The 17,826-nt window shown below is 69.2% G+C and carries 20 protein-coding genes; 14 read left to right on the forward strand and 6 right to left on the reverse strand.

Annotated elements, in window-relative coordinates; translation table 11 throughout:
* Nucleotides 1-67: 67 nt before the first annotated feature.
* The 3 genes from ASG27_RS06150 (at nucleotide 68) to arsC (ending at nucleotide 1,863) form a co-directional block, all read left to right on the forward strand.
* Nucleotides 68-559 carry an Lrp/AsnC family transcriptional regulator gene (locus tag ASG27_RS06150; RefSeq protein ID WP_235503837.1) on the forward strand — a complete coding sequence of 164 codons (492 nt, stop codon included), beginning with the start codon at nucleotides 68-70 and terminating at the stop codon, nucleotides 557-559.
* Nucleotides 560-719: 160 nt separating this feature from the next.
* Nucleotides 720-1,337, forward strand: coding sequence for a DUF1045 domain-containing protein (locus ASG27_RS06155; protein ID WP_235503838.1), 618 nt, complete (start codon nucleotides 720-722; stop codon nucleotides 1,335-1,337).
* A 103-nt stretch (nucleotides 1,338-1,440) separates the two neighbouring features.
* Nucleotides 1,441-1,863: an arsenate reductase (glutaredoxin) gene (arsC, locus tag ASG27_RS06160; RefSeq protein WP_056411496.1), complete on the forward strand. Its 423-nt coding sequence runs from the start codon at nucleotides 1,441-1,443 to the stop codon at nucleotides 1,861-1,863.
* Nucleotides 1,864-1,942: 79 nt separating this feature from the next.
* Here the strand turns inward: arsC and ASG27_RS06165 are convergent, their stop codons facing one another.
* Both ASG27_RS06165 and ASG27_RS06170 read right to left on the reverse strand, forming a co-directional pair.
* A complete protein-coding gene (locus tag ASG27_RS06165) occupies nucleotides 1,943-2,299 on the reverse strand; it encodes a hypothetical protein (RefSeq protein ID WP_156370522.1) in 357 nt (118 codons plus the stop codon).
* A gap of 70 nt (nucleotides 2,300-2,369) precedes the next feature.
* Nucleotides 2,370-3,017, reverse strand: a complete 648-nt coding sequence (locus ASG27_RS06170; RefSeq protein ID WP_056409885.1) for a DNA-3-methyladenine glycosylase I — start codon at nucleotides 3,015-3,017, stop codon at nucleotides 2,370-2,372.
* Between the two features lie 150 nt (nucleotides 3,018-3,167).
* On the opposite strand from ASG27_RS06170, the gene ASG27_RS06175 reads away from it, so the two are divergent.
* Genes ASG27_RS06175 through ASG27_RS06185 form a run of 3 tightly spaced genes read left to right on the forward strand, consistent with a single transcriptional unit; the run spans nucleotide 3,168 to nucleotide 5,499 of the window.
* Nucleotides 3,168-4,325 carry an aminopeptidase gene (locus tag ASG27_RS06175; protein ID WP_056409887.1) on the forward strand — a complete coding sequence of 386 codons (1,158 nt, stop codon included), beginning with the start codon at nucleotides 3,168-3,170 and terminating at the stop codon, nucleotides 4,323-4,325.
* The gene (locus ASG27_RS06180) at nucleotides 4,318-4,755 is read left to right on the forward strand and encodes a polyhydroxyalkanoic acid system family protein (protein WP_056409890.1); all 438 of its coding nucleotides are present in this window, start codon (nucleotides 4,318-4,320) and stop codon (nucleotides 4,753-4,755) included. The genes ASG27_RS06175 and ASG27_RS06180 overlap by 8 nt, the downstream gene beginning before the upstream one ends.
* A 15-nt stretch (nucleotides 4,756-4,770) precedes the next feature.
* A complete protein-coding gene (locus ASG27_RS06185) occupies nucleotides 4,771-5,499 on the forward strand; it encodes a nitroreductase (RefSeq protein WP_056409894.1) in 729 nt (242 codons plus the stop codon).
* A gap of 12 nt (nucleotides 5,500-5,511) precedes the next feature.
* Here the strand turns inward: ASG27_RS06185 and ASG27_RS06190 are convergent, their stop codons facing one another.
* Both ASG27_RS06190 and ASG27_RS06195 read right to left on the reverse strand, forming a co-directional pair.
* Nucleotides 5,512-6,609 carry an ornithine cyclodeaminase gene (locus tag ASG27_RS06190; protein WP_056409897.1) on the reverse strand — a complete coding sequence of 366 codons (1,098 nt, stop codon included), beginning with the start codon at nucleotides 6,607-6,609 and terminating at the stop codon, nucleotides 5,512-5,514.
* A gap of 148 nt (nucleotides 6,610-6,757) precedes the next feature.
* Nucleotides 6,758-7,498 carry an IclR family transcriptional regulator gene (locus tag ASG27_RS06195; protein WP_056165157.1) on the reverse strand — a complete coding sequence of 247 codons (741 nt, stop codon included), beginning with the start codon at nucleotides 7,496-7,498 and terminating at the stop codon, nucleotides 6,758-6,760.
* A 161-nt stretch (nucleotides 7,499-7,659) separates the two neighbouring features.
* Here ASG27_RS06195 and ASG27_RS06200 point away from each other — a divergent pair, with 161 nt between their 5' ends.
* Nucleotides 7,660-8,592 (forward strand): hydroxymethylglutaryl-CoA lyase, encoded by a 933-nt coding sequence (locus tag ASG27_RS06200; protein WP_056409905.1) that lies wholly within the window; start codon nucleotides 7,660-7,662, stop codon nucleotides 8,590-8,592.
* Nucleotides 8,585-9,814 carry a CaiB/BaiF CoA transferase family protein gene (locus ASG27_RS06205; RefSeq protein WP_056409907.1) on the forward strand — a complete coding sequence of 410 codons (1,230 nt, stop codon included), beginning with the start codon at nucleotides 8,585-8,587 and terminating at the stop codon, nucleotides 9,812-9,814. Before ASG27_RS06200 ends, ASG27_RS06205 begins: the two co-directional genes overlap by 8 nt.
* 279 nt (nucleotides 9,815-10,093) lie before the next feature.
* Here ASG27_RS06205 and ASG27_RS06210 read toward each other — a convergent pair whose 3' ends face one another.
* Nucleotides 10,094-10,348: an acyl-CoA-binding protein gene (locus ASG27_RS06210; RefSeq protein ID WP_056409910.1), complete on the reverse strand. Its 255-nt coding sequence runs from the start codon at nucleotides 10,346-10,348 to the stop codon at nucleotides 10,094-10,096.
* 150 nt (nucleotides 10,349-10,498) lie between these two features.
* Here ASG27_RS06210 and ASG27_RS06215 point away from each other — a divergent pair, with 150 nt between their 5' ends.
* Both ASG27_RS06215 and ASG27_RS06220 read left to right on the forward strand, forming a co-directional pair.
* Entirely contained in the window at nucleotides 10,499-12,136 is a 1,638-nt protein-coding gene (locus ASG27_RS06215; RefSeq protein WP_056409913.1) for a wax ester/triacylglycerol synthase family O-acyltransferase, read from the forward strand.
* Nucleotides 12,137-12,150: 14 nt separating this feature from the next.
* Complete coding sequence (locus ASG27_RS06220; protein WP_056411498.1) at nucleotides 12,151-12,717, forward strand: DUF922 domain-containing Zn-dependent protease; 567 nt, start codon at nucleotides 12,151-12,153, stop codon at nucleotides 12,715-12,717.
* 36 nt (nucleotides 12,718-12,753) lie between these two features.
* Here the strand turns inward: ASG27_RS06220 and ASG27_RS06225 are convergent, their stop codons facing one another.
* Nucleotides 12,754-13,713 (reverse strand): LysR family transcriptional regulator, encoded by a 960-nt coding sequence (locus ASG27_RS06225; RefSeq protein ID WP_056409916.1) that lies wholly within the window; start codon nucleotides 13,711-13,713, stop codon nucleotides 12,754-12,756.
* Nucleotides 13,714-13,829: 116 nt separating this feature from the next.
* Between ASG27_RS06225 and ASG27_RS06230 the strand changes: the two genes are divergently transcribed.
* The 4 genes from ASG27_RS06230 (at nucleotide 13,830) to ASG27_RS06245 (ending at nucleotide 17,736) form a co-directional block, all read left to right on the forward strand.
* The gene (locus ASG27_RS06230; protein ID WP_056409918.1) at nucleotides 13,830-14,777 is read left to right on the forward strand and encodes a dihydrodipicolinate synthase family protein; all 948 of its coding nucleotides are present in this window, start codon (nucleotides 13,830-13,832) and stop codon (nucleotides 14,775-14,777) included.
* A 77-nt stretch (nucleotides 14,778-14,854) separates the two neighbouring features.
* Nucleotides 14,855-15,829 carry a Bug family tripartite tricarboxylate transporter substrate binding protein gene (locus ASG27_RS06235; protein WP_056409921.1) on the forward strand — a complete coding sequence of 325 codons (975 nt, stop codon included), beginning with the start codon at nucleotides 14,855-14,857 and terminating at the stop codon, nucleotides 15,827-15,829.
* On the forward strand, nucleotides 15,819-16,517 hold the full coding sequence (locus tag ASG27_RS06240; protein WP_056409924.1) for an SDR family NAD(P)-dependent oxidoreductase: 699 nt from the start codon (nucleotides 15,819-15,821) through the stop codon (nucleotides 16,515-16,517). The genes ASG27_RS06235 and ASG27_RS06240 overlap by 11 nt, the downstream gene beginning before the upstream one ends.
* Nucleotides 16,518-16,569: 52 nt before the next feature.
* Nucleotides 16,570-17,736: a mandelate racemase/muconate lactonizing enzyme family protein gene (locus tag ASG27_RS06245; RefSeq protein ID WP_056165140.1), complete on the forward strand. Its 1,167-nt coding sequence runs from the start codon at nucleotides 16,570-16,572 to the stop codon at nucleotides 17,734-17,736.
* Nucleotides 17,737-17,826: the final 90 nt, after the last annotated feature.

Genomic DNA, 17,826 nt, shown 5'->3' on the forward strand with positions numbered 1-17,826 from the left:
CTTCACCTGACCGAATAATTTATGGAATTCGCAAGAATTTCGGAATTTTTACCAAATTCATGCCGCTATGCAAGCAAATATTCAGACAGATGACATAGACGCCAGAATTATTTCGGCGCTGAGCACGGATGGCCGACGTTCGTACGCCGAAGTGGGCAGCGAAGTGGGGCTGTCCACGGCGGCCGTGCACGAGCGCGTGAAGAAGCTGCTGGACAAGGGGGTGATCCGCCGGTTCTCCATCAGCGTGGAGCCGGAGCGCGTGGGGCTGTCCTTCACGGCCTTCGTGGCCATCCGCAACGACGGCGGGGCCCACTGCCGCGACATCGCACCGCGCCTGCAGGCGATGCCCGAGATCGAAGAGCTGCACAGCGTGGCGGGTGAATACGACTTCCTGGCCAAGGTGCGCACCACCCACGCGCGGGCGCTGGAAGACGTGCTCTACCAGATCAAGGCCATCGAGGGCGTGGCGCGCACCACCAGCACCGTGGTGCTCAACACCGAGTTCGAAGACCGCCCGCTCAACCTGGGGTGGATGAGCGAGGACCGCAATGCCGCCTGAGACCAAGACAACGCCGTGCCCGCACCAGGCGGCGACCGCAACCCCTCTGCCGGTAGCCTCCGGGACCGCGGCAGCCCATCGCTATGCGGTCTACTTCGCGCCCAGCCCCCGGAGCCTGGGATGGCTGGCGGGCAGCCATTGGCTGGGCCGATGCGCAGCCTTGCTGCAGCCGCTGCCACAGCTCGACATCCATGGCGTGCCTGCCGATGTGCTGGAACGCCTTACCGCAGCACCGCGCCGATACGGCTGGCACGCCACACTCAAGGCCCCGTTCTCACTGGCGCCCGGCGTGGATTGGATGACGCTGCACCACGCCGTGCAGACCGTGGCGCAGAGCCTGAGCGCATTCCAGCTGCCGCCGTTGCACGTGGAGCGCCTGGGCGACTTCCTGGCGCTGGTGCCGCCGCCTTCGCATGCGGCCAACGCAGCCCTGCGCGACGCGGCGGCGGCCTGCGTCATGCAATTGCAGCCCCTGGCAGCGCCCCTGTCCAAGGCCGATCTGGCGCGTCGCCGCGCCGTCGGTCTCAGCGCGCGGCAGGACGAGCTGATGCAACTTTGGGGCTACCCCTTCGTGCTGGAGGAGTTCCGCTTCCACATGACGATCACGGGGCGACTGTCGCAGGTGGATGCCCGCACCCAGGCGCTGGTGCTGGATGCCGCGCAGGAATACTTCTCCGACATGCCCGCGCTGAAGTTCGACAGCCTCGCGCTGTTCGCCGAGCCGGCGCCGGGGGCCGACTTCGCGCTGCTCGACCACCTGGAGCTGGGCGCCGGATGACGTGCCGACAGCAAGGCGGCCCGCCGGTGTTCCGCTCGTGGCCCGCCCGCTCGTGGCCGCGATACTCGCAACCCTTGTCCATCGATCCATGACCGACCACGCCATGTCCACCGTCACTATCTATCACAACCCGAAGTGCGGCACCTCCCGCAACACGCTCGCCATGATCCGCAACAGCGGCATCGAGCCCGAGGTCATCGAATACCTGAAGACCCCGCCGGACCGCGCCACGCTGGTCGCGCTGATCGCCGCCACGGGTGCCCCCGTGATCGACGCCGTGCGCACCAAGGAGGCGCTGTTCACCGAGCTGCACCTGAATGCGCCGGGCGTGACGGACGCGCAGCTCATCGACGCCATGCTGGCCCACCCCATCCTCATCAACCGGCCGCTGGTGGTCACCCCGCTGGGCACCCGGCTGTGCCGGCCGTCGGAGTTGGTGCTCGACATCCTGCCCGCGCCGCAGCAGGGCGCGTTCAGCAAGGAAGACGGGGAAGTGGTGGTCAACGCCCAGGGACAGCGGACCTGAGGTCTTGGCGCCCCGCCGCAGTCACCCTGCGGCGATGGCTCAATGGCTCAATGGCTCAATGGCTCGGTGGCTCGGTGGCTCAGTGGAAAAGGCACAGCATCACGCCCAGCGCCGTGGTCGTCCAGCCCACGCGGTTCGCGGTCTGCGCTGTTGTGCGGTCGATGGGGATCAGCGCGCAGCGGCGCCACATCCACACATTGCCGATGCAGGCCACCAGCACGGCGGCCACCGCCAACACCACCGAGCCGAGTACGAAGGCCAGACCCAAGCCGCCAAGCAGCGTCACCCAGGTGAACATGGCGATCGCGCCAGAGGTGCTGGCCAGCACGTGCGACAGGCCGCCGCAATAGCTGCACTGCGCGGGGTTCTCGCGCGCGGACCAGCGGACCGCCGGGTCGCGGACGCCCGGCTTCTGGCAGTGGGGACAGGCATGCATGGTGCGCAGCTCCGAAAGGGTGACCTGCACCACTATAGCCACTGATGCGGCCACCCGCCAATGGGTGGGGCTAGGGCAGCGTGAACGCCGCCCGCGCCTGCAGCGCCCGGTCGCGCGAATGGCAGCCTTCGATGTGGTCGTTCACCAGCCCCATCGCCTGCATGAAGGCGTACACGGTGGTGGGGCCCACAAAGGTCCAGCCGCGCCTCTTGAGGTCCTTGGACATGGCCACCGAGGCGGGCGATGTGGACAGCGCGCGCGCTGCCTCGCGCGTGAGGCGTGCGGGCCGGTCGGCGGCGGCGGGCTCGTAGCGCCAGGCGTAGTGGGCGAGCGAGCCGAACTCGCGGCGCAGCTCCAGCACGCGGCGCGCATTGTTGATGGTGGAGACGATCTTGCCGCGGTGGCGCACGATGGCCGCGTCCTGCACCAGGCGCTCGATGTCGGCCTCGCCATAGGCGGCGACCTTCTCGGCGTCGAAATGGTCGAACGCGGCGCGAAAGCCCTCGCGCTTGTTCAGGATGGTGAGCCAGCTCAGGCCGGACTGAAAGCCCTCCAGGCAGAGCTTTTCGAACAGGCGCCTGTCGTCATCCACCGGAAAGCCCCACTCGGTGTCGTGGTAGTGGCGGTACAGCGGCGTGGCCTGGCACCAGGTGCAGCGCGGGCAGCCGGCGTCGTCGGCGAACAGGCCTTCGGGCAGGGCGGTGGGGGCGTCGGTCATGGTGGGGCATTCTAGGCAGGCACAGCGCAGGCCCCGGGCACACAGGCGTGCCGCACCGCGGTCCACCGGTTGCCCTAAACTGACCGGCAGGCGCGCCCTGCCGCCCGCGCCCCCCGCCTTTTCACACCCTGTTCCGAGACGACTGCCTGCATGCGCCTGCTTCCCGTACGCCCCCTGCTGTGGCTCGCCCTCGCCACCCCGTTCCTGCTGGCGGGTTGCGCCAGCACCACCGACTCGCTGGGCTACTACTGGCAGTCGGTGCGCGGCCACATGCAGCTGATGCACGCGGCCGAGCCCATCGACCGCTGGATCGCGCGCAGCGACATCAAACCCGCGCTGCGCGAGCGGCTGCAGCTGGCGCAAAAAGCCCGCGCCTTTGCGGTGGCCGAGCTGGGCCTGCCGGACAACGCCAGCTACCGCCGCTATGCGGACCTCCAGCGCCCCGCCGCGGTGTGGAACGTGGTGGCCGCGCCGCCGTATGCGCTGACGCTGCACACCTGGTGCTTTCCGGTCACGGGCTGCATCGGCTACCGCGGCTACTTCGCGCAGGCCGACGCCCAGGCCGAGGCCGACCAGCTCGCGGCGCAGGGGCTGGAGGTGGAGGTGTACGGCGTGCCCGCGTACTCCACGCTGGGCTACATGAACTGGGCAGGGGGCGACCCGCTGCTGTCCACCTTCATCGGCTGGCCCGAGGGCGACTTCGTGCGCCTGCTGTTCCACGAGCTGGCGCACCAGGTGGTGTACGCCGAGGGCGACACGCTGTTCAACGAATCGTTCGCCACGGCGGTGGAACGCATCGGCGTGGCGCAGTGGCTGGCCACCCATTCCACACCTGCCGCGCGCGAGGCCTACGCCACCAGCGAGGCGCGCCGCGCCGCCTTCCGTGCGCTGACCCGTGCCACGCGCGCCCGGCTGGCGGCCACTTATGAGCAAAAAGAGGCTCCACCGCTGGATGGACAAGCGCTAGCCGCTATGAAAACAGAAGCAATGCAGGATTTCCGCAGCCGCTACGACGCCTTGCGCGCGCAGTGGCTGGGCACCGCGCCGGGCTCCACGCCCCAGGTCACCACCGCCCAGGTGGCGGGCTACGACCGCTGGGTGGCCAAGGCCAACAACGCCAGCTTTGCAGCGCAGGCCGCCTACGACGAACTGGTGCCGGGCTTCGAGGCCCTGTTCGCGCAGCAGGGCCGCGACTGGAGCCGGTTCTATGATGCCGTACGACAACTGACCCGCCAGCCACTGCAGGAGCGCCAAGACGCCCTGCGCGCATTGGCGCCCACGACCCCCAAGGAGACACCCGGTGCCTGACATCCACATCCATCGCGAACACCAACTGGGCCTGAAAGAGGCCCGCAAGATTGCTTTCTCGTGGGCCGAAAAAGCCGAGGAAAAATTCGACATGGAATGTGTCTACGAAGAGGGCGACACCGAAGACACGCTCACCTTCAGCCGCTCGGGCGTGAAGGGCACGCTGCTGGTGGACGCCACGCAGTTCGAGATGAAGGCGCAGCTGGGCTTTTTGTTCGGCGCATTCAAGGACCGCATCGAGTCCGAGATCGGCGACCAGCTCGACGCCCTGCTGAACGGCAAGCCGGCCAAGGCGGCGGGCAAGAAGGCGGCGGCGGATGCAGAAGAGCCCAAGAAGGACAAGGCCCCCGCCAAGGCAGCCCCCAAGGCAGCCCCCAAGGCCGCTGCCAAGACGCCCGCCAAAACCGCGGCCAAGCCCAAGAAGGCCTGAGGCCCACAGCCCGCCATGGCCGCCCCGGCACCCACCACCCCCACAGGCACTGCTGCAGCGCCGGCCACCGAGGCCACGGCGTTCGACACGCTGTCGGCCCTGCTGCACACCCGCTACAGCTGCCGCGCCTACCAGCCAGAGCCCCTGCCGCGCGCCACCATCGAACAGATCCTGGTGACGGCGCAGCGCACCGCGTCGTGGTGCAACGCACAGCCCTGGCAGGTGCACATCGCCAGCGGCGCCACTCTCGCGCGCCTGCGCGACGCGTTCGCCGCCGTGCTGCCGACCACGCCCGCCGCACCAGACCTGCCCTGGCCGCGCGAGTACCGCGGCGTGTACCAGGAGCGCCGCCGCGAATGCGGCTGGGGGTTGTACGAGGCCCTGGGCATTGCCAAGGGCGACCGCGAAGCCTCGGCCCGCCAGGCGGCGCAGAACTTCACGATGTTCGGCGCGCCGCACGTGGCCATCGTCACCAGCGACGAGGCGCTGGGCACCTACGGCGCGGTGGACTGCGGCGCGTACGTGGCCCACTTCATGCTGGCCGCGCACAGCCTGGGCGTGGGCTCCATTGCGCAGGCCGCGCTCGCGTCGTACCCCGCCGTGCTGCGCGATGTGCTGGGCATTGGCGATGACCGCACCATCGTCTGCGGCATCTCGTTCGGCATGGCGGACCTGGCGCACCCGGCCAACCACTTTCGCGCCACGCGGGCCGATGCGGCCGACAGCGTGGTGTGGCGCGACTGACGGGGCCTTCGGTCACGCCGCTGCGCGCAGCAAGGGGCTGCTGCGCGCCTGCAGCACGCCGAACAGATTCTTCGGGTCGGCCAGCGCGGGGATCAGCTCGATGCGCTCGCCCACACCCAGCACCTGCGCCGCATCGCGCAGAAAGCGCAGGGCCGAGAAGTCCTCCAGCGCAAAGCCCACGGAATCGAAGACGGTGACCGCGGCATCGCCGCTGCGGCCTGCGCGCCGGCCGGCCAGCACCTCCCACAGCTCGGTCACCGCGAAATCGGCGGGCAGCTGCTGTATGTCGCCTTCGATGCGGGTCTGCGGCGCGTATTCCACAAACACCTGCGCCGCACGCAGCACATCGGCATGCAGCTCGGTCTTGCCAGGGCAGTCGCCGCCCACCGCGTTGATGTGCATGCCGGGCGCCAGCATGTCGGGCGTGAGGATGGTGGCGTTGGTCTTGTCGGCCGTCACCGTGGTCACGATGTCGGCCCCGCGCACTGCGTCGGCCGTGCTGGCGCAGGCAACGGTAGCGATGCCCGTGCCCTGCAGGTTGGCCTGCAGCTTGGCGGTGGCGGCCGGGTCGGTGTCGAACAGCCGCAGCGTGGTGATGCCCAGCAGGTGGTGAAACGCCAGCGCCTGGAACTCGCTTTGCGCGCCGTTGCCGATGAGCGCCATGGTGCGGCTGCCGGGCCGCGCCAGTGCCCGCGCGGCCACGGCCGACATGGCGGCGGTGCGCAGTGCGGTGGTGAGCGTGAGCTCACTCAGCAGCACCGGCGCGCCTGTGGCCACATCGGCCAGCACGCCGAACGCCATCACCGTCGACAGGCCATGGCGCGTGTTGCGCGGGTGGCCGTTGACGTACTTGAAGGCGTAGGTTGCATCGTCGGCAATCGGCATGAGCTCGATCACGCCGTCCTGCGAATGGCTGGCCACGCGCGCCGACTTGTCGAACGACTCCCAGCGCAGGAAGTCGGCCTCGATGTTGTCGGCGATGCCGTGCAGGCAGGCTTCGATGCCTTTGCGCCGCACGAGGGCAATGACGTCCGGCGCACTGAGGTACAGGGTGGAGAAGGTGGTGGGGGTGGCTTGCGATGCGGTGGGTGTCAGGTTCTGCGTGACCATGGTCTTGTCTCCAAAGGGATGGAGACAAGTTTCCGCCGGGCAGATGGCAATGGGAATCGCCAGAACTGCCGCATATTGCGCACCGCCCTGGCGAACTGGCAGCCGAAACTGGCCTTCTGACCAGTCCGCGCAACGCTCAGTCTGCGCCTCAGACCTGCCCGCTCAACCGGCGCGCCGCCTCCAGCACGGCCTTGACGTACCGCTCTTCATAGCGGTGCGCCGGCATGGTCAGCGTGACAGCGGCGGCCAGGCTGCCGTCGGCATGGAACACGGGCGCCGAGATGCCCGCCACCTCGTGCAGCCGGTCGCCCGCGCCGGCCATGTAGCCGTCCGCGCGGATGCGGGCGTAGAGCGCACGGTCCTTCTGGCCCAGCGTGCGGCTGAGCGCCGGGTCGAACGCCACCAGCACCCGCCCGCCAGTGCCGCGCCCGAGCGGCAGCACATCGCCCGCGCGGATGTGGTCGCGCACGGGGTGCGGCGAATCCACACGGAACTGGCACAGCCGCACCGCGTCAGCGCCCTGCCCCTGGCGCACGTGGTAGGCCGCGCTCTCGCCCGTGGCGGCCACCAGGTCGCGCAGCACGGGCAGCACCACCCGGTCGAGCGAGAACGATGCCGCGTACAGCGCATGCAGCCGCGCCACTTCAGCGCCCAGTGCGTAACGCCCGTCCGCCAGGCGCTGCACCCAGCGCGCATGCTCCAGCGACGCCAGCAGGCGCAGCGCGGTGCTCTTGTGCAGTTGTGTGCGGGCGGCCAGTTCGGCCAGTGTGAGAGCGCCTTCCCCCGCGCGAAAGGCGGCCACCAGCGTGAGGGCGCGGTCCACGGCCGCCACACCGCCGGGCGCTGCGTGGGCGTCGGCCAGGGATTCGTGCGCGGATTTGCGGGGCATGACAGGGACCGTTGGCGAACGAAGGGCTTGGCTGCGGGGGTTGACGTGATGGCGCAAAAAGCCAATCATTCCATAAGAAAGAATACCGTTCTATCTATTAGAACAACGCACCGCGGCAGCGTCAAGCCTTTGCAGCCGCCCTGCACTGCACCAAGGACCCCATGGCAACCCCCGATATCCTCATCAGCGAAGTAGGCCCGCGCGATGGCCTGCAGTCCGTGAAGGCCACCATGCCCACGGCGCACAAGCTGCGCTGGATCGACGCGCTCGTCGCCGCAGGCCTGCGCGAGATCGAAGTCGGCTCGTTCGTGCCCGCACGCCTGCTGCCCCAGATGGCCGACGTGGCCGAGGTGGTGCGCCACGCGCTCACCCACCCCGGCATCACCGTGATGGCCCTGGTGCCCAACCTGCGCGGCGCCGAGTCCGCGCTGGCCAGCGGCGTGCACAAGATCACGCTGCCCGTGTCGGCCAGCGCGGCGCATTCACAGGCCAATGTGCGCAAGACCCCCGACGAGATGGTGCAGGAGCTGCGCGCCATCACCCGCCTGCGCGCCGAGACCGGGCCCCGGGTGCTGGTGGAGGTGGGCATCTCCACCGCCTTTGGCTGCACGCTGCAGGGCGAGGTGCCCGAGGACGACGTGATCCGCCTGGCCGCCGCCTGCGTGGCGGCGGGCGTGGACGAGGTGGGCCTGTCGGACACCACCGGCATGGCCAACCCCGCCCAGGTGCGCCGCCTGTTCACCCGGCTGCGCAGCGAGATCGGCCCGCACGCGGGCGCGGCCCACATGCACAACACCCGCGGCCTGGGCCTGGCCAACTGCCTGGCCGCGTACGACGTGGGCGTGCGCACCTTCGACGCATCGCTGGGCGGCCTGGGCGGCTGCCCCTATGCACCGGGTGCGTCGGGCAATGTGGTCACCGAAGACCTGGTGTTCATGTTCGAAGCCATGGGCCTGACCACCGGCGTGGACCTGGCCCGGCTGTTCGCCGCGCGCATCCCCCTGCAGGCCGGGCTGCCCGACGAACCGGTGTACGGCATGACGCCCGAGGCGGGGCTGCCCAAGGGCTGGACCCAGGAGACCACACATGCTTGAGAAGGACGAGGGGGCCCCGGGCCAGGGCCGCACCAACCTGCCCTACGCCGGCATCCGCGTGGTGGAGTTCACCCACATGGTCATGGGCCCCACCTGCGGCCTGGTGCTGGCCGACCTGGGGGCCGAGGTCATCAAGGTCGAGCCCATCGGCCACGGCCGCGAGGGCGATGCCACGCGCAAGCTGCGCGGGTCGGGGGCGGGCTTCTTCCCGCTGTTCAACCGCAACAAGAAAAGCCTGGCGCTGGACCTGGAAACCCCCGAGGGCAAGGAGGCCGTCCTGCGCCTGATCGCCACGGCCGACATCGTGAGCGAGAACTTCAAGCCCGGCACCATGCACAAGCTGGGCCTGGACTACGCCAGCCTGAAGGCCCTGAACCCGCGCCTCATCTACGTGAGCCACAAGGGCTTTCTGCCCGGCCCGTACGACCACCGCACTGCGCTCGACGAGGTGGTGCAGATGATGGGCGGCCTGGCCTACATGACCGGCCGGCCCGGCGACCCGCTGCGCGCGGGCACCAGCGTGAACGACATCATGGGCGGCATGTTCGGCGCCATCGGCGCGATGGCCGCGCTGGCCCAGCGCGAGAAGACGGGGCGCGGGCAAGAGGTGCAGAGCGCACTGTTCGAGAACAACGTGTTCCTCGTCGCGCAGCACATCATGCAGTTCGCCGTCACGGGCCAGCCCGCGGCGCCCATGCCTGCGCGCATCTCGGCCTGGGCGATCTACGACGTGTTCCAGGTGAAGGATGGCGAGCAGATCTTCCTGGCCGTGGTGAGCGACGGCGCCTGGGCGGTGTTCTGCGACGCCTTCGGCTTTGCGGACCTGAAGGCCGACCCGCGCCTGGCCAGCAACAACGACCGCGTGCGCGAACGCGCGTGGATGATGCCGCTGCTGCGCGAGCGGCTTGCGCCCTTCAGCGCCGCGCACCTGGCCGACGTGTTCGAGCGCCACGCCCTGCCCTTTGCGCCCATCACGCGGCCCGAGGACCTGCTGACCGACCCGCACCTGAACGCCACCGGCGCCCTCGCCCCCATGACCCTGCCCGACGGCCGCGCCACCCAGACGGTGCTGCTGCCCCTGGCCATGGACGGCCAGCGCCCCGGCGTGCGGCTGTCGCCACCCCGTGTGGGTGAGCACAATGCAGAGCTCCTGGCCGAGCTGGGTTACGATGCTATGAAAATTGAAGCGCTTGGCGCTTATCCAGCCAGCGGTAGGGCCTGATTTTTCTCAGATGGTGTTTGATGGCCAATGACCTCGGTCTTCACATGCCCTCATCTCCACCTCTCCAGCCCTCCGCCACCGTTCGGGCTGAGCCCGTCGAAGCCAAGGCGTGCCCCGCGCGCGCAAGGCTTCGACAAGCTCAGCCCGAACGGATGGAGGATCGGATTGGGGTCTCCGAGGCGAGTGGCCCACCAGGCTGATTGATCTCCAGCGCAGAGTGACGCCCCCCAGAAAAAGCAAAAGCGGCCTGGGCCGCTTTTGCTGTAGGGGACCGACTGCTTACTGCAGCGATGTGATCAGGTCGACGTACTGCTGCTTGGCGGCATCGGCCTCGGTGCCCTTGAGCTTTTCCCACGCGTCCCACTTGGCACGGCCCACCATGTCGGAGAAGCTGGGCTTCTTCTCGGCGTTGTCGCCGGCCGTGGCCTGCTTGTACAGCGCGTAGATCTTGAGCAGCGTGGCGTTGTCGGGGCGCTCGCTGAGGTTCTTGGAATTGGCGACGGCGGCTTCGAAAGTCTCGTTCAGATCGGCCATGGGAGTTGCTCCTGGGTGAATTCTTGAGGGGGAGGGAAAGAACGGTATTGGCAAGAGATTGCTGCGTTGTATCTTACGGGCTGCGCATGGTGAGAGGCCGTGCCATCCATAGAGGCAAGCCCCCAAAAACGAACAACAGGTGTACATCCGATGGTGACCCGCATTTCTGCCCCCAGCGCCACGGCCACCGAAGGCGCCGCCAGTCCCTTGCGCAAGGCCCGCGCCCAGGCCCCCGCCGTGGCCCGCCGTGCGGCCCAGGCGCTGCCGCCTGCGGCGCGCAAGGCCGCGGGCGTGGTGCAAAAGAACGTGCGCCGCGCAGCCACCGGCATGCTGGGGCTGTCCGGCGAGCGCATGAGCAAGGTCGACACCGCCTGGCTGCGCATGGACTCGGCCAGCAACCTGATGATGATCAACGGCGTGTGGACGCTGTCGCCCGGCATCGGGTGGGAGGCCCTGTGCGAGCGCGTGCAGCAGCGCCTGCTGCAGTACCCGCGCTTTCGCCAGCGGGTGGTGGAAGACGCGGCGGGTGCCACCTGGGTGGAAGACCGGCAGTTCGACATCGCGGCCCACGTGCTGCGTGAAAAGCTCACAGCCCCGAAAGGCGAGAAAAGCATGCAGCGCGCGCTGCAGGACCGCGTGGGCGAGCTGGCCATGCAGCCGCTGGACCCGCGCCGCCCGCTGTGGCAGATGCACCTGATCGAGGACTTCGTGGGTGACGACGGCCAACCCGGCAGCGCGCTCATCGTGCGCATCCACCACTGCATCGCCGACGGCATCGCTCTGATCTCGGTCACGATGTCCATCGTGGACGGCGGCGCCGAGCCACCCAAGCGCACCCGCAAAGAGCGCGAGCAGGCCGCCACGGCCGAGGACTGGATCGCAGAGACGCTGATCAAGCCCTTCACCGGCATGACGGTGAAGGCGCTGGACCTGGCGGGCGACGGCGCCGCCAAGTCGCTGCAGATGCTGGGCGACCCCGAAAAGACCATGCACAGCGGCCTGTCGGGCACGATGGACATGGCGCGCGTGGCCTACCAGCTGGTGAGCGACGCCGCCGCCCTGGCGCTGATGCCCGACGACTCGCCCACGCGCCTGAAGGGCCAGCCCGGCAGCGCCAAGCGCGTGGCCTGGTGCCCGCCGATCCCGCTGGAGGAAGTCAAGGCCATCGGCAAAGCGCTCAACTGCTCCATCAACGACGTGCTGCTGTCGTGCGTGGCCGGCGCCATCGGCGGCTACCTGCGCAGCGAGGGCGACGACCCCACGGGCCATGAGATCCGCGCGATGATCCCCGTCAACCTGCGCCCCATGGAAGACGCCTGGAAGCTGGGCAACCGCTTCGGCCTGGTGCCGCTGGTGCTGCCCATCGGCATGGCCAACCCGGTCGAGCGGGTGTACGAGGTGCGCCGGCGCATGAATGCCCTGAAGGGCAGCACCCAACCCATCCTGGCGTTTGCGATGCTGGCCGTGGCGGGCCTGATGATCAAGCCCGCGCAGGACGCGCTGCTCAACCTCTTTGGCCGCAAGACCACGGCCGTGATGACCAACGTGCCCGGCCCCAAGGAGCAGCTCACGCTGTGCGGGGCGCGCGTCACGCAGTGCATGTTCTGGGTGCCGCAGTCGGGCGACATTGGCCTGGGGGTCTCCATCCTGAGCTACGGCGGCGGCGTGCAGTTCGGCGTGATCACCGACACCGCGCTGTGCCCCGAGCCGCAGCGCATCATCGACGCGTTCGCGCCGGAGTTCGCGCAGCTGTCGCTGCTCACGCTTATGCTGCCCTGGGGCGAATGAGGCAGCCCCCTGCGGTGAAAGCCGTCGCCCTGTTCCTGGCACCGTGGGCCGCTGCGGCGGCCAGCTGCGCGCAGGCCGCGGTGATCGAGGAGCATGCCGAGCGCCCGTACGCGGTGTACGCGCAGCCGGCCGACACGCTGCGCCAGGCGCTCAATGCGGCCACGCCCATCACCGTGGACGGCCAGCGCTTTCACGGCCATGCGCACTGGGACGTGCGCTGGACCTTCCGCTGGTCGCGCGACGCCTCGGGCCGCTGCCGCATCACCGAAGTCACCACGCGGCTGCGCAGCGAGGTGCAACTGCCCGAACTGCGGCGCGCCACGCCCGACCAGCGCGCGCTGTTCGACCGCTACCTGCCCGCCCTGTCCCGGCACGAACAAGGCCACGTGCAGTTCGGCCGCGATGCGGCGCGCGCCATCGACCAAGGCATTGCGCAGTTGCCCGCCGCGCCCGACTGCGCCACGCTGGAGCGCCAAGCCAACGCCCTGGGCCACCGCCTGCTGCGCGAGCACACCGAGCGCGAACGGCAGTACGACCGCGACACGCGCCACGGCGCGTCGCAGGGCGCCAAGCTCGATTGAAGCCACCTGCCTACCTGCCGAAACGCAGCGCGCTGTTCAGCCGCCTCCGTCCGCCGCCAGCGACGCGGACAGCTCCCACACCGCCTCGGCCATGGGCGACATCTCGGCGCGCTGGCGGTACAGGCGGATCTGCACCGGCAGGCTCCAGTCGCTGCCGCCCGCGGCGACCAACGTGCCGGCCTTGAGCTCATCGGCGATCAAACTCTCGGGCAGCCAGGCCACGCCACGGCCTTCGAGCGCCATGGTCTTGAGCAGCACCGCATGGTGCGCGGTGAACACCACCGCTACGCCCTGCGGCATCGCGGCGTCCGGCCCTTCGCTGAACAGGTGGCGCATGCGCGACCGCATGATGCGGCCCAGCCCCGACGCCTCGCTGTAGGCCAGCACGGGCACCGCGTCCTGCTGCACGATGGCGTGCAGCGGCTGGCCGGGCGATGCCGGGGCGGGCGCGCTCACCGGCAGCAGCACATCGCCGGACAGGCGCAGCACCGGGTACTGCGCCTCGTCCAGCCGGCCGGGCACGTCCGGGTGGCCGTGGCACAGCACGAACTGCACGCGCCGCTGCAGCATCAGGTCCTCACAGGCGTGCGAGCTGTCGGACATGGTCTGGATGGGGCCCATCTGCAGCCGGGTTTCGACGCCCACCAGCCAGCGCGGAAAGAACGTGAGCGACAGCACGTGCGTGGCCGCAAAGCGCAGGCTGGCCGCGGCCACGTCGTGCGCGGCGCGGGCCTTGATGCGGGCGGCCTCCAGGTTGGCCAGGATGGCTTCGAGCAACGGCAGGAACCGCTGGCCGGCCGGCGTGAGCGCAGCCGGGTGCGCGCTGCGGTCGAACAGCTCGACCCCCACCCAGTCCTCCAGCGCCCGGATGTGGCGGCTGAACGCGGGCTGGGCAATCGAGCGCGCCTCGGCCGCGCGCGAGAAATTGCCGGTCTCGGCCAGGGCCAGGAAGTCCTCCAGCCACTCCAGATCCAGCGGTCGGTTGCCAGGGCCCATGGGTGCGTTCCTGCCTTGCGATAGTTGTATGCGATTGAAGTATTGGACCGCTGGCGCGCCACGGGAAATGATCCACCCCGTCGTTCACCCGCTTTCCCCTACGGAGACAAAAAAGCATGCCTGCCATCTCGAATTATCGCGGGATCATTCCCGCCATCTCGTGCCCCTTCACCCCGGACCACCGCATCGACGAGCCCGCGCTGCGCAAGCTCGCCGCCTGGCTGGCGGGCCACGAAGGCGTGGTCGCCATCATGACCAACGGGCACACGGGCGAGGTGTTTTCGCTGACACCGGCCGAGCGCGCCCAGGTCACCCGCATCGTGGCCGACGAGCTCAAGGGCCTGGCACGGCCCGTGCCCGTGATCTCCTCCATCGTCTGCGAAGGCCTGAAGGATGCGGCCGACCATGCCCGCGCCGCCGTCGAGGCCGGCGCCGTGGCGCTCGACGTGATGCCCCCGCACCACTGGCTGCGCTTCGGCTTCACGCCCGGCCACGCGCTGCAGTACTTCGAGGCCATCCACCAGGCCGCACCCAGTGCCGACCTGGTCTGCCACGTCTACCCCGCCTGGACGCGCGCCTCGTACTCGTCGCAGCTGCTGGCCGACCTGGCCCGGCTGCCCTATCTGCAGGCCTTCAAGGTGGGCCAGCGCGACATGAACAAGTACGCCCGCGACATCCAGGCGATCCGCGAGGCCGACGCCTCCAAGGCCATCCTGACCTGCCACGATGAGTACCTGCTGGCCTCGATGGTGCAGGGCGTGGACGGCGCGCTGGTGGGCTTTGCCACCTTCATCCCGCAGCTCATCATCGATTTGTGGAACGCAGTGAAGGCCGGTGATTTGAAGAAGGCCATGGCCGTGCAGGCCGTCATCACGCCGCTGAAGGATGCCGTGTACGGCGGCGGCGAACCCACCGGCGAGGCCCACGCCCGCATGAAGGGCGGCATGTACCTGGCCGGCGTGCTGGACGACGCCACCGTGCGCCCACCGACCGAGGCGCCCAACGCGCAGGAAGTCGAAGCCCTGCGCGCGGCGGTGAAGCAGGCGGGTCTGCTCAAGCGCTGAGTGAGGAGATGTGGGCGGGGGATTTTGAGTCCCCCGCGTTGGTAGTTCTCGAACAAAAAGACCGGAGACAAGACACCATGCAACGCAATCGATTCCTTCGAACACTCCTGCGCACCGCTTTGGGCGCCGCCACGCTCGCAGTGGCGGCCAGCAGCTTTGCGCAGGCCTACCCCACCAAGCCGGTGCGGGTGGTCATCCCCTTCCCGCCGGGCGGCACGCTCGACACCGTGGGCCGCCAGCTGGCGCAAAAGCTCGGCGAGCAGATGGGCCAGAACTTCATCGTGGAGAACAAGCCCGGCGGCAACGGCGTGATCGGCGGCGACGTGGTGGCCAAGGCCCCGGCCGACGGCTACACGCTGCTGTTCAACGCGTCCACCTTCACCACCGCGCCCATGACTATGAAGTCCGTGCCCTACGGCGTGGTCAAGGACTTCACGCCCGTGGCGCTGGTGGCCAAGGCGCCGCTGTCGGTGGCCATCAACAAGAACCTGCCGGTCACCGACATCAAGTCGCTGATGGCGTACGCCAAGGCCAACCCCGGCAAGATGACCTTTGCCGTGGGCTCCATCGGATCGGCCGGGCACCTGTCGACCGAGCTGCTCAAGCGCGCCGGCCAGCTCGACTACCTGATCGTGCCGTACAAGGGCACGGCGCCTGCGTTCCAGGACCTGATCGGCGGGCAGATCGACGGCTTCATCGACCCCATCCTCGGATCGCTGCAGTACCACAAGAGCGGCATGCTGCGCGTGGTGGCCGTCACCTCCGCGCAGCGCGCAGCCAGCCTGCCCGACGTGCCCACGGTGGGCGAGACGATTCCGGGCTACGAGTTCTACAGCTGGTACGGCCTGTGGGGCCCGGCCAGGCTGCCGGCCGACATCACCCAGCGGCTGAACACCGAGGTGAACAAGGCCCTGGCCGAGATGACGCCCAAGCTGCGCGAGCAGGGTTTGCTGACCACGCCGGGCAGCGTGGAGGACTTCGCCAAGTTCCAGCGCAGCGACATGGAGCGGTCCCAGAAGATCGTCACCGAAGGGAACATCCGTGTCGAGTAACGCCCGCCACGCCGTCGTCACCGGCGCCAGCAGCGGCATAGGCCGCAGCATCGCCGAGTCGCTGCTGGCAAACGGCTGGCGCGTGACAGGCCTTGACGTGGCCCAGGCGACGGTCGTCCATCCCTCGTTCACCCACACGCCCGTCAACCTGGCCGATGGCGCCGCCATCGCCCGCGTGGCCGCTGCGATGCCGGGCGTGGACGCGCTGGTCCATGCGGCCGGCGTGCTGCGCGTGGGGCCGCTGGGCCAGCTCGACCATGCCGGCGGCGAGCTGATGTGGCGCCTGCATGTGGACGCCGCCACCCGCCTGGCCGACGCCATCGTGCCCGGCATGGCGCAGCGCGGCCGGGGGCGCGTGGTGTTCATCGGCAGCCGTGTGGCACAGGGCATGGCCGGGCGCGGGCAGTACGCCGCGACCAAGGCTGCGCTGATCGCGCTGGCGCGCAGCTGGGCGGCCGAGGTGGCCGCGCAGGGCGTGACGGTGAACGTCGTCTCGCCCGCGGCCACGGCCACCGGCATGTTGAACGACCCGGCGCGTGCCGGGAGCGCGCCGCGCCTGCCGCCCATCGGCCGGCTGATCGAGCCGGCCGAGATCGCCGCGCTGGTGGGATTTCTGCTCTCCGACCCTGCCGCCGCCATCACGGGGCAGGACATCGCGATCTGCGGAGGCTCGTCGCTCGCCCGCTGATCGCTTGTTTCGTCACCCTTCCTTTTTTGTTTCATCCACCACCACGACCACCATGAAGATCGTCAACATCCTCGAATCGACCCGTCCCATCAAGTCGGACATCCGCAACGCCTACATCGACTTCTCGAAGATGACGCTCAGCCTCGTGGCCGTGGTCACCGATGTGATCCGCGACGGCAAGCCGGTGATCGGCTACGGCTTCAACTCCAACGGCCGCTACGGCCAGGGCGCGCTGATGCGTGACCGCTTCATCCCGCGCGTGCTGGAGGCCGAGCCCGCCAGCCTGCTCGACGCCACCGGCGAGAACATCGACCCGCACAAGGTCTGGGCCCGCATGATGATCAACGAGAAGCCCGGCGGCCACGGCGAGCGCTCGGTGGCCGTGGGCACCATCGACATGGCGGTGTGGGACGCCACGGCAAAAATAGCGGGCAAGCCGCTGTTCCAGCTGCTGGCCGAGCGCTACGGCAACGGCACGCCCAACCCGCGCGTGTTCGTCTACGCGGCGGGCGGCTACTACTACCCCGGCAAGGGGCTCGAAGCGCTGCAGCGTGAAATGGAAAGCTACCTGGCGCGCGGCTACTCGGTGGTCAAGATGAAGATCGGCGGCGCCACGCTGGCCGAGGACTGCGAGCGCATCGAGTCGGTGCTCAAGATCCTGGGCCCGGGCCAGCAGCTGGCGGTGGACGCCAACGGCCGGTTCGACCTGGCCACCGCCATCGACTACGGCAAGGCCCTGTCGCAGTACCCGCTGTTCTGGTACGAGGAAGCCGGCGACCCGCTGGACTACGAGCTGCAAGCCAAGCTGGGCGAGGTCTACCAGGGCCCGATGGCCACGGGCGAGAACCTGTTCTCCATGCAGGACGCGCGCAACCTGATCCGCCACGGCGGCATGCACAAGGACCGCGACTGGCTGCAGTTCGACTGCGCACTGAGCTACGGCCTGGTGGAGTACCTGCGCACGCTGGACATGCTCAAGGAGCACGGCTGGTCCCCCAGCCGCTGCATCCCGCACGGCGGCCACCAGATGTCGCTGGCCATTGCCGCGGGCCTGGGCCTGGGCGGCAACGAGAGCTATCCGGACCTGTTCCAGCCCTACGGCGGCTTCCCGGACGGCGTGAAGGTCGAGAACGGCTACGTCACGCTGCCGCCGCTGCCGGGCATCGGCTTCGAGGGCAAGTCGGACCTGATCGCGGAGATGCGCGCGCTGGCGTCTTGACAGTGCAATGAGGCCCTAGCGCTCGTCCAGCAAGCGCTGGCAGCTATGAAATTTGAAGTGGCCGCGTGGGCGGCCACTTCAGTTCCCGAC

Origin of the sequence: Acidovorax sp. Leaf191 (genome assembly GCF_001424425.1) — a bacterium.
Classification (GTDB): domain Bacteria; phylum Pseudomonadota; class Gammaproteobacteria; order Burkholderiales; family Burkholderiaceae_C; genus Acidovorax.